The organism is Streptomyces caeruleatus, from assembly GCF_001514235.1.
Classification (GTDB): Bacteria; Actinomycetota; Actinomycetes; order Streptomycetales; family Streptomycetaceae; genus Streptomyces; species Streptomyces caeruleatus.
On sequence record NZ_KQ948944.1, the window covers coordinates 93,478 to 105,486 of the forward strand.

Sequence of the window (12,009 nt, forward strand, 5' to 3'; positions counted from 1 at the left end):
CCGTGCAGCGGCTCCTCGACCACCCGGACCGTCGGTTCGGTGGCGGGTGGCGACAGCTGGTCGCCGCGGTGGGCGTCCGAGTGCTCCGCCGACTCCTCCCGGTCCTCCCGCTCCTCCGGCTCCTCCGGCTCCTCCGGCACGAGGGGAACCGTGGGCCGCGAGGCGGTCCGCCCGCTCCTGGAATCCTCCTGTCCGAGTTCGGCGCCCGGGCCGGTGTCGTCACCGGGTTCGCGAAGGCCCAGTCGGGTCAGTCCGTCCTGGTCGACCACCAGGAGGATGGGCTCGTCCGGCCCGGTGGTGACCGGCGCCCGCCACTCCTCGGGGACCGGGCGGCGCCGGGCGGGGAAGACCTTCTTCTCGTGGTAGGCGGGGGTGACCGTCCACCGAGGCGTCAGCCGCACGAGGTAGCGCGGGCCTGCTTCGTCTGCCGCCTCGGGCTGCGGAACCTCGACGGTCGTGTCAGCGGCGACGGATTCAGGGGTGCCGTACTTCAGCCAGGTGCTGTACCCGTCCCCGACGAAGAGGTAGGGCCGGTTCGCCGCGGTGTGATCCTCCACCTGGATCGTCGGCGGGCGGAAGTCGGCGTACGGCATCGGGCCCGCTTCGCCCGCGTTCGTCCAGGTCGTGCCGGCGTGCGAGGTGTCGGATGCGGTTCTGGTCAGGGAGCCGCCGCGGATCGTCCGGACCACCTCCCGCGCCGTCACATCGACCTTGACCGTCACCTGTGCCAGCGCGTCGCCGGAGACCTCGATCACGTAGCCCTGCGCCGACATCGCCTCGGTCAGCTTCGACCGCAGCAGGGCCGAGCCCGTCTGCGCCTGCAGTTCGAAGCCCGCACGCGGGCGCAGTACCGGCCGCCCTTCACGGCCTCCGAAGGCGAGTTCGTCCAGCACCGCGCGCAGCTGCGGCGCGTCGAACAGACGTACAAGTGTCTTCGCGGGCAGGCCGACCGGCAGCCCGGCGCCCTGCTGCCACTCGGCCAGCGAGCCGTGGACCGGCAGCTCGGCCGACGGTTCTGCTTCGTCCGCCGGGGGCAGCGCCTCCTGCACGGGCACCGTGGAACGCGCCGCGCCGGGCAGCGCGAACTGCGCGGTCCAGGAACCGCCGAACGAGCGGCCGCCGAATCTGGGCATCCAGTCCGGCAGAAGCCTGCTGTAGTACCCGGGACGCGCGTACGGGTACACGTCCATCGTCACCAGCAGATCGTGGAGGAACTGCACGCTCTCGGCGGACCCGGAGTCGGTGACCGACTCGGTGTGCTCCTGGGACACTTCCCACTGGGTGGTCCAGGCGTGCGCGCCGCCGACTCCGGCCATGAGCATCGCGCCCGGCCGCCCCGCGACAGCCGGGTTGGCCAGGGCGTACAGACCCCACAGAGCGGACCAGCCGGACTGGGTCGTGTCGGCCGCTCGTTCGGTCGTCTCCAGGCCCTCCCGCGAGTTGTGGCGGGAGAGCGTGGCGTGGTGGCGCCCCTCCCCCAGGCGCGCTCGCAACACCACCAGCTGCTCCACCTTGCCGAAGGGTGTCTCGCCCTCCAGGAACAGCGGCCGTCCGCCGTTCAGCATGTCCTCGATCGCCGCACCGAAGCCGGACGCCGGCAGTGTCGGGCCCAGCACGTCGTGCACGAGGCGGTCACTGATCCGGTCGAACTTGGCCACCCGGGCGGGCTCGGCCTGCGACCGCGCCGGCCACCCCAGCGTCTGGTGGGCGATGTCCAGCCAGCTCCGGGACATCCGCCCGTTCTCCACCGACCACTGATCCAGTCGGCGCGCGATCTGCTGGACGAGTTCACCGCCGGCCTCCAGCCGGTACAACTCGACGCGACCGCTGCCGCGGCCGGTGTTCGCCGGAGCCCGCAGGGCCGGGACGTCCGGCGTCGTGGCGAATACGGGCGGCTGCTCCACCATCGTGTCCTCGGACGGCTGCTCCACCACCGTGTCCTCGGACGGCTGGTCCACCACCGTGTCCTCGGCCGGCTGCGACGCGGTGTCCGAGTCGTTCTCCCGCGGGCCGGCTTCGCCCACGGCGGCCTCGTCCGCGCCCACTTCGTCCGGCTCCGCATCGGCGTCGTCAACCACCGCGAGGTACCGCTCGGCGTCGTCCGCCGCCAGCTTCTCGATGTCCGACCGGGTCAGCTCTCCGATCCGGTGGATCTCACCCGCCGGTACCCACACGGTGACCGCGTCGGACACGCTCACCCACCGAGACCGCTCCTGCGCCGGGCTCCGGTGGATCAGCGCCGTGATGTCCAGCCAGGCGCGGCCGCTGGTGGTACGGGCCTCATAGGTCGCGTCGAAGCCCACCAGGTAGCCGCGCTCGGTCCACTCACGGGCGGACACGTCCTTCGCGCCGCGCACGGAGGACGCGCCCTGCGTCCTGGCGTAGGTCAGCGTGCCGTCGAGTTCGGCACCGACCATCATGCGGTCGCCGGCCGGCGTGAGGATGCCGCCGCCGAGTTTGCCCCTGACGCCCCAGGTCTGCTGGGCGTCCGACGTTCCCTCGACCTGGCTGAAACGCGTACCGCCGAACCGGTGTTCCTCGTCGACCGCCAGGATCCGCGGGTCGCCGATCCGAGCCGACAGGTCCACGCGCGCGAACAGCTCGCGGCTGCCGACGAGTCCCGCACGGTTGTGGCTCTTCAGCCGGACGGTGTCCTTGAACGCCACCATCGACTCGAAGCCGGCCATCCGGGCCGCCGGTCCGGTGAAGTTCTCCAGGACGTCCAGCGAGGCGTTGAGCTCGTTGATCTCGTCCGGTTTGCGCTCCAGCCAGTTCCGGCCCTGGTGCTGGTCGAGTGCGGCCGGGGCGGAGCCCAGCAGGGGCCGACGGTACAGCTCGCGCCAGCCCGTCCCACGCGGTGCGGCCAGCATCCCGGCGACCGTGGTCTGCAGCCCCGGGACCGGCTTCAGCGAGTCCAGCACGTACCCGGCGGGAAGGTGCCCCTCACGCTGGGCCGTCCTCGGCGCCTCCCCGTCCTGCCACAGCGGGGCGGAAGGCTCGTCCGGCCGCTCCGACGGCTCGGCCACGGGCACAGCGGCACGCTGGGGCACCGTGACCCCGACCCGGCCGGGAACCGTCGTGGCCGTGTAGCCCGCGGCGCCGTCCGCCTCACGCCACCGCGCCACCTCACCCGGCACCGACCAGCGGCCCCCCACCCGGATCTCGAAGTCGGCCGGGAAGTCGAAGCGATGGACTCCGCTGCCACCGCCGAGCTCCCGCTCGGTTCCCAGAGTCTGCATCACCTTCTGGGTGACGATCTGGTTGGACTTGTACGCCAGCCCGGCCTGGAGGAACTCGAGATCCTCTTCCGGGACGATGTACCCCGATGCCGCCACGCCGAGGGTGTGGTCCTTGCGCCGGGTGACCTCGGTGTTCTGGGCGTGGTTCGCGGCAATGGAACCGCTCAGCGACATCTCCGCGACGTCGCCCAGGTACCTGCCCTCCGCGGGCCGCAGCACACCGCGGACGAAGACGTCCGTCGCGCCACTGCGCCAGGCGCTCAACGGGAACCGCACACCGTCCCCGCCGTTCGCCACCTCCCGGGCATGCGCCCGGAGGAAGGCGCGGAACTCCGCCGCCGTCTCCGGCAGCCGAGCGGCGTCCAGATGCCCTTCCGCCGCAAGACGGTGCAGCACCCGGCCGGCGATCTCCTCCACCGTCTCGTCCGCGAGCCGGTACGCGGCGTCCAGCCGGTCCACGACGGCGAACCGGCTCACGCCCACCGGCTCCGGGACGGAGGGCCGCGCGGTGGCGGACTCCTCCGCCACGCCGACTGCCTCGCCGGCTGTCTCGCCGGCTGTCTCGGCGGCTGTCTCGGCGGTCACCACGTCCTGGGTCTCAGCCGGCTGCGGCGCCGCGTCGCGCTCCCGCGTCCACAGCGTCGCCACGCCGCCGTCCACCCGCGTCGCCGCGCCGTCCGGGCCGCCCACGCGGACGACGAGGCCGAACTCGACCCGTCGCTTGTGAATCGGTCCCGTGTACGTCTCCGTCGAGGCCTGCACACGGGTGTCGGTGACGTCACTGAGGTTCTTGGTCGAGCCGTAGCCCAGCACGACCGGGCCGATACCGCCGGTCATGTGGGTGGTGTTACCCACGCCCAGCGTGACGCCGCCACCCCAGCGCCGGGTCACTCCCTGCCCCGAGGTGCTCTCCTCCCTGATCTCATGGGTACGGGTGACGGTGGCCTCCGCCTCCGGGAGATCCCGTACGACGAGGTCCTTGGCGACGGCCACCGCGACCTGGGTCCTCCCCCATCGGCCCTTGAACGGGAAGGACTTGCGCACCACCTGACCGCCGAACAGCTCCGGCGCGTGGTCGGGCAGCTGGTCCAGCCAGGCACGCAGTTCCCGCGCCGCCGGATCGTTCACCGGGAACTCGCTGCCGAGCGCGCCCTCCACGGCGTGGAAGACGCCGGATCCGACGCCGCTGAACTCGGCGTGCAGCATCTCCTCGGTACTCCGCTGCGCGGCGACCTGGGTGTCGTCTTGCGGCGGGGCGGTGTCCGCGGCCGGCCTGGGCCAGGCGAGCGTCACCGGGACGTGGACGACGTCCTCCTGCGTCCTGGGCTTGCTCCAGGGCAGGCGACCGGGCCTGCGCACCGAGACGCGGTACGCGACCGTGTGCCCCGCGGTCCGGACCGGCACCCCGGTTTCGACGACCTTCGTCCTCACACTCCGCTTGGTCCTCGCGGACAGACTGGTGGCGCGGGCGTTGATCATCCCGGCGATCTTTCCGGCGATCTGCAGGAACGGCAGCGGGACACGGACCGCCCGCGGCTCGGTGCCGACCGGCTCTCGCGCGACCGACGACCGGCGGTCCTCCGCCACCTGGGCCCGGCCGAACCCGAAGTCGCTGGTACCCGAGGTCAGTCCGTGGGGCGTGCCGAGGCCCACGGCCTCCACCACCACCTGGGGCCCGCCGTTGGCGCGGGCGCTGAAGTCGACGCTGTAGCCGCCGTCCAGGGCGCGGTGGAAGTTCTCCTTGAGCATCTCGTCCGAGAAGGCGTTGCCGATCAGGACCGACGTACCGCGGTCGGCGGCGGCGCGTCCGACCATCCGGACGATCGCCGCGCGTATCTCGGAGCCGTCCATCTCGCCGGTCACGTCGGGCCGTTCCACCCGGGCGTGACGCATCAGCTCGGCGGGGTCGAGCGGATTGCCGCTCCGGCCGAGCACATCCTCCAGGTCGGCCTCGGCGAACAGCTCGGTCATCGTCCGCCGGTCGGGTCCGGCTTCGTTCTGCCGGATCTCCGGCTGCTCGGTCGGGCTCTGCTCCGACTCGGCCTGCTCGGACTCCTCCCGGATCTCCTGCGTGGCGTCCGGCTCGGCGGGACGCTCCTGGCGCGTCTCGGCGGACGGTGTCCCGACCGCGCCGGTCGGCTGCCTCTCGTCGTCAGACCCTGCGGTGGACAGCGGGCCCTCGTGGTCGAGGTCCCCGAACGCCTCCGCCGTCAGCCGGGCTTGCGCCCTCTCCCTGAACGCCCGGAACGCCTCGGCGACCTCCGGATCCTCTTCCTCGTCCGACTGCGCCGACTCCGGCTCCGGCTCCGGCTCCAGCTCCGACGCCGACTCCGACTCCGGCTCCCGCTCCGACTCCGACTCCAGCTCCGAGGCGGCCGACTCCGCGACCGGGGTCTCGTACTCGGTCTCCGGCTGGTGTGCGCCCGACCGATCGAACAGGACCCGGGACTCCATGCCGTCGCGCCCTGGGAGGACGACCCGCACGGTGCCGTCGTCGGTGGTCTCGAGCTGGGCGTGGTCGAACCGGCCACCGGTGAAGGTGACCGTCCTTCCGTCGTCGCCCACGCGCACGGCGATCCCGGCCCGGTGGTCGAACTTCCAATGGGTCCCGGGCAGTTCACCGTGAAGGTTCGGCGCGGCGACGATCTCCTCCAGAACACGCCCGGATTCGGCGTCGACCACGATCCGCTCCAACGGCGTGGCACCGCCCCCGGCGGGCACCAGCGCCACCTGCTCGCCGCCCAGGTCCTCGACCCGGTACCGCGTCGACGGAATGCTCGCCGCGTCCAGCAGTCGCGGGGCGCCGCCGGGCCGAAGCATGTCGAACCGCAGATAGCCACGCCCGCCATCGAGCGGCTGGTCCTTGGCGACGACCCTGCCGTCGGCGAAGTAGTGCAGTCTCCGTCCGGTGTCCTTCTCCAGCACGCTGAACGCCGCCTGCCGGCCTTCTCGCAGGTCACCGGGCGCCTCATGGATCTCGAACGCGTCCAGCACCGCGGGGTCGCCGAGGAGCCGGTACGCCGGGACGACCCGGCCGTCCTCCTGCCGGTCGTGCTTGACAGCCACCTTCAGCCCGCGCAACGCCCTGGAACCGAAGCCTGGAACGGCCTCGTGGTACACGACCTCGTGACGCTCGCCGCCGAAGCGGGTGACCAGGCCCGTGGGCCCGTGCACGACCTCATGGCCGCCGTCCACCTCGGTGATGGTGAAGTCCGGGTTCGCACGCTTCGTACGGCTCGAACGGTTCCGCCGGCGGTCGCGCAGGTGGTCGCTCAGAGCCTGGCGGGCGTCGTCCACCGGGTCGTAGGCCGCGACCCCCGGGCCGCGTACCAACTCGTCCGGGAACAGGCCGTCCGGCGTGACGTGATCACGCAACTCCTGCTCCGTCAGCGGGGCCAAGTGGCGGTAGCGCTCCCAGTTGTCATGGTTCTGGAAGCCCAGCGACTGCTGACCCGCCCGACGGGCCCACTGGTCCGCGCCCTCGATGATCTCGTGCAGCGTGTGGTGACCGGCGGACAGCATGTCGCCGACGATGGCGGCGCGGATCCATCGCAGATCCAGTCCGGCGTCCCAGACACGGTTGGCCGCGTCTGCCTCCTTCAGGAAGATCTGGGTCGTGCCGGAGATCCCGGACGCGATGAGTCCACCCGTGCGCTGGGCGCCCACGTGCAGCCCCTGACCGAACACCTTGTCGTCGAACGGCACCAGCTCACCGTTGTCGCCGAGCGGCAGGAAGCGTATGCCTGTCTTCTGGCCGCCGCTCTTCCACGACGTCCCACCGTCCGACCAGGCGTTCTCCCGCTCGCTCAGCGGGACGGTCTCCCGGTATCCGGCATGGGCCGGTTCCACGACCGTGGGGTTCTTGTCTTCCCAGGGCGACTCGTTCTCCTTCCCTCCCCGGATGTCCTCGAAGTCGATGTCAAGGCTGTGCGGAATGACGCCGTTGTAGCTGCCGTTCATGAGGAAGCCCATGTGCTCACGGAAATTGCCGTGCCGCATGACCTCCTCGGCGCGTTCCTCACCCGGACCCACGGCGCCCACCGATGTACGACGCTCGGTGGCGAACTTGAACCGTTCCTCGGGATCCGCGTACTCCCAGGCCAGTTGGACGAACTTCGCGACCTGTCGCCGCACCTCGGGGTGCTGCACCAGATGGGCGCCCAGCCTGCGCTCGAAGCGCTCGGCTTCCCGCAGGAAGGCCACTCGTTCCTGGTCGGCGCCGCTCTGCGGGAGGTGCGCGGCCGCCTCGTCGGAGGCCGGCGCGATGGCCTGCTCGTCCTGCAGCCAGGCGACAGCGCCGCCCACCGTGCCGGGGCGCTCGAACAGGACCGTGGGGGCCCCGCCGTTCCGGCTCGGTCGCACGACCCGCAGCCTGCCGTCGTCGGCGACCTCCAGCAGGCCGTTGTCGAGTTCACCGCCGACGGGCCTGGCGTCCTCGTCCAGACGCACGCCGGTCCCGGACCGGAAGTCGAACTTCCAGTGTGAGTAGCCGAGGAGTGCGCCGCGCTCGCGCGAAGCGGCGACGGTCTCCTCCAGCACACGGTGACTCGCGGTGTCGACCGTGAGCCGGGCCTCCTCCCGCCCGGCGGCGTCCGTGCGGATCACCGCCAGCCGGCCGTCGCCCTCGGGCTCGGTCCTCAGCCGCTGCTCCCCGGCCACTGGCCCGCGGGAGCCGACGAGCGTCGCCTCCACGTCGTCACCAAGCCGCAGGAACAACGGTTCCCCGCCGTCCCGCACCTGCTCGCCGGCCGCCGCCAGCCGCAGCGGCATGTCCTGCGCCACCAACCGCGCACCGCGGCTGAAGTGGTAGCGCATGGCCGTCCGGGAGTCGGTGACGGTGAACGTGACCGCCGGGTCATGTGCCAGGTCCTCGGGCACCGGCCCGATACCGAACCGCTCCACCGCGGCCTCGGGGCCGTCCAGGCTGAAGTTCTCCTGCCCCGCGACGTACCGCACGAGGAGCCGCAGATCGCCGAACGCCGCCTCGTCCCCGCCACCTGTCAGGGGCAGCTTCTCCCCGTGGGGCGAGCCGTGGTGGTCGAACTCGTACAGCGCCCTGGCGTCGCCCGGCGCTCCGGGCACCGCGACCTCGACGGTCAGACGGAGCGCCCGCGAGAACTCCACCGGCGCATCGATCGGCTCGCCGCTGTGCCGGTCCACGAGGCGCAGCGCCTGTGGCGCCCCCATGGGTGCGTCGATCCGCACCGCCCGGTCGCCGCCCGGCAACCCGAGGTGGAAGCCGAACGTCTCGGGGCCGACCGGCAGTCGGTGGCCTTCCGCGGCGTCTCCCAACGGAGGTCGTTCGAACAGCGGCTTGGAGCCCTGTTCCGCTCCGCCCAAGAGCTGGAGGCCGCCGTGCTGCCCGGTGACGGCCACCGCGTGCGCGGAGCCGTCGTCGGGCGCGGGGTGACCTGTCGCGTCCAGGCGCACGGCCGAGGAACCCGGATGGTCGATCTCCCAGAAGCCGGTGATCTTTCCTCGCTTGCCGCGGACCGCGACGGTCTCCTTGAGCAGCTCGCCGGTACGGCCGTCGACTTCCAGCTGCTCGAAGGAACCAGCCGGTGCATCGGCGCGCACCAGCCGCACCCGGCCGTCGTCCAGGAGGTCCGCGCTCCAGTCCTGCGACTCCGTGCCGTCCGCCGCCAGCGCCACGGGCGCCCTGCCCGGCCTGGTCGCGTCGAACCAGAGACGGCCCAGGCCGCCGCCCACCGTGATCTGACGGTCTAGCAACACGCCGGTGGGGTCGACGGCATAGCGGTGGTCGTAGGCGTCGTCGCGGATTTCCAACGACCCCTCCGGGAGCCCGATCTCGTCGTCCGGATCCAGGGCGTCGGCAAGGAATCGCGCCTTCGCCCCTCTGCCGGGCTCACCCGCCAGGTCTCGCCATAGCGACTCCTCCCCGTCCTCGCCCCTCGTCCGCTCGACGACGACCTTCAGGCCGGCCATCTCCGCCGGCGCGTCCACCAGACGGAACTCGCGCGACGTCCACTCCAGCCCGCCGTCGACCAGGTCGAACGTGGTACGCAGCCCGGTCACCGCATGCACCGCGGCGATACCGCCGTCCTCCGTCGAGGCAAGGTCGAAGCCGTCGACGTGCGCCTGCGCCTGCTGGGCCTGCCCGGCCGCCTGGAGCCACTCCCGCGTCGCGTCGGCCGCGTCCTGGTAGAGCTTGTCGTAGGCGGCATCCCGCTGTTCGAGCGCCCTGTGGTAGTCACCGGAATCCACGCCGGTCCCGGCCAGCGCTGCCCTGGCGTCCACGACCAGTCGCTCTACGCCGGCGATGTCCGGGGTCTCCTCGGAAGCGGAGGTCCCTGTGTGCAGGCCGTCGGCGTCCGGCGCGTCAGCGGCGGTCTCCTCCGACAGGTTCTCGCGGAGCCGCGGTCCGACGGCGTCCGCCTCCTCGGATGTCGCCACGGACACCGACTCGTGCCCGGTGTCCGGCTCCGCCGCCCCTGCGGGCCGCGACGCCTGCGTCACCTCACGCAGCACACCCTGGGCGTCGAAGTGCAGCGCCCGTCCGCCGACCGTCTCGGTCACGGTGAACCCGCCCGGCAGCCGGTCGGCGAGCGCCTCCGGCAGCGACCCGACCGAGTGCACGAACCGCGCGAAGCCGCCGACCAGCGTCCGCGTCACGCCGGGTGCGCCCGTGCCCGAGCGCAACTCGGTGCGCAGGCTCAGCCCGGACAGCGCGTCGATTTCCTCGCCGCGCAGCGGGACCTGAAGGGTGTGCACCTCCGCGTTCGCATCGAGCTGCCACACCAGCACGCCACCGTCCGGCCCGTCCGTGGCGGGCATCCGCACGGTCAGGCCGCCGTCCGCAGCGGCGGCGATCTCCAGCCCGGGCACGTCCGCGGACAGCACGCCGTCCGGACCCGCCGGGCGGACCCCGCCGTCCACACCCGCGGGAGTGGGGAACCGCAGCACCTGGTCCGTGCCCGGCAGCCGCACCGTACGGAACTGGAACTGCCCGGCCGCCGAGAAGTGCAGCGTGCCGGCCCCGATCCCGGCGACCGTGAAACCGCCTTCCTCGCGCGGTGTCACGACCACGCCGGGAACGGGAACCTCATCACGGTCCACGAGGACGAAGCCCATCGGCTGCCCCAACTCGACGCGCACGCCCGCGAGTTCGGGTATCCGGTCGACGCCGGTGAGCCGCGTGCCCGTGCCGGGCGCCATGGCGGTATCGGTCTGGATCGAGCCCTCGGCCTCCGCGGAATCGTCGAGCGGTGCCTGCGAGGGCCCGTGCGGCGACGGGTCGTCGAGGGAGGCCGGCGGGTCCGTGAACTCGTCCGCGACCTGCAAGAGCTCCGCGGGGAGCGGGTGGGAGGCGGGGGCCGTCGTCGGCCACACCCCCACCAGCTGGGCGTACGTCACCCGCTGCCCCGGCGTCTTCAGCACCGAGACCAGGTTCAGCAGGCGCAGCCGTTCGGCCCGCTCGACGGGACGGGCCTCGTCCGTGTCCCCGCCCAGGCGGCGGACCAGGGCGTCCAGATGCTCGACGGTCACCGGCCGGTCCGACGCGAGGTTCAGCTCCCGGCGGGCCAGGTCCGCGGTGCGGCGTACGGTCGTCAGGCGCTCGACGCTGAGGCGTTCGGGGCCGTCGTGCAGCTCGGCGGCCAGCCCGGCGAGGTGCCAGACCTGCAGGGTGTCCCGTGCGCCGATGCGCGTGACGAGGGGCTTGAGGTCGGCGCGCCGCACCACGGGGCCGGTGCCGGCCAGCCGCTGGAGGACGTCCCTCAGAGCCGCGGCCTGGGAGTGGGCGGCCGGGTTCTGCGGAGCCAGGAGGGGGAACTCCGGCGGATTCTCGGTGGCCTGGATCAGCTCGTACGCCTCGTCCCCGCGGCCCACGACCATACGGGAACCGATCTTCATCCGGGCACCGGGCAGCAGCAGCACCTCTCCCTCGCGCCCCGACGCCGAGAAGGCCGAGATGTCCCGGCCCCAGTTCCCGGTGAGTTCGGCACGGACCAGCACGGGGTGGGTCATCGGCAGGCGGGCCGGCACCTTCAGGAACGACTCCGCGATGCTGTTGGACCGGGTGAAGCTGGAGAACTCCTTGAAGGAGAGCTCCGAGCCGCCGAAGCTCGGCGAGACGAGCCGGCCGATCCCGGAGTACAGGTCGCCCACCGAACGCGTACCGCGCCACACCTCACCCCGCGCGGGAGGCAGCAGCGACAGGGCGTCCACCAGCATCGCGGAGTGGGCGGCCATCTCGTTCTCGATGGCGGGCAGCACCTTCTCCAGGGCGGCGGAGAACCGCGCCCTGTACTGCGTCGGGGACAGGCCCGAGCGGGAGTCGAGCACGTCCTGCATGCCGGGGAAGGGGTCCAGTATGGCCGGCATGATCATGTCCGGTCGGTCGAGGTGGCCGGCGGCCTTGCGCATGATCTGGACGCGCAGCGCCGACCGCGCGCCCGCGGACCTGAACCTGAGCAGCACGTTGATCAGGGGGTAGGCCACGTCCGTGTACGTCATCAGTGCGGCGAAGTGGGCCGGGCTCAACCGGTCCAGCACCTGCCGCGCCGTCATGCCGTTCTCCTTCACCCACTTCCCGGCCTGTGAGTCGTACGGCCCGTACAACTCGTACGCCGACTCGCCTGCCAGGACCTCGAAGGCCTGCCGACGTCGCTCGGCCAACTGCGACACGTATCCGTCCGGCAGGGCGAAACCGCCGTCCTCGGCCGGCGTGACGATCTTGGACCAGTAGACGGCCTCGTGCGGGAGCATGCCGTCCTGGGCCACGTGTGTGCGCAACTCCGCGAGGGGAACA

General features: G+C 72.3%; 1 protein-coding gene (only partly in view). It reads right to left on the reverse strand.

This entire window lies inside a single protein-coding gene on the reverse strand: locus tag AQJ67_RS40460, encoding a WXG100-like domain-containing protein (RefSeq protein WP_062724503.1). The 59,031-nt coding sequence extends 12,556 nt beyond the window's left edge and 34,466 nt beyond its right edge, so the window shows coding positions 34,467-46,475 — codons 11,489 (partial) to 15,492 (partial); the first complete codon in reading order (the gene reads right to left) occupies window positions 12,006-12,008. Both codon boundaries (start and stop) fall beyond the window edges.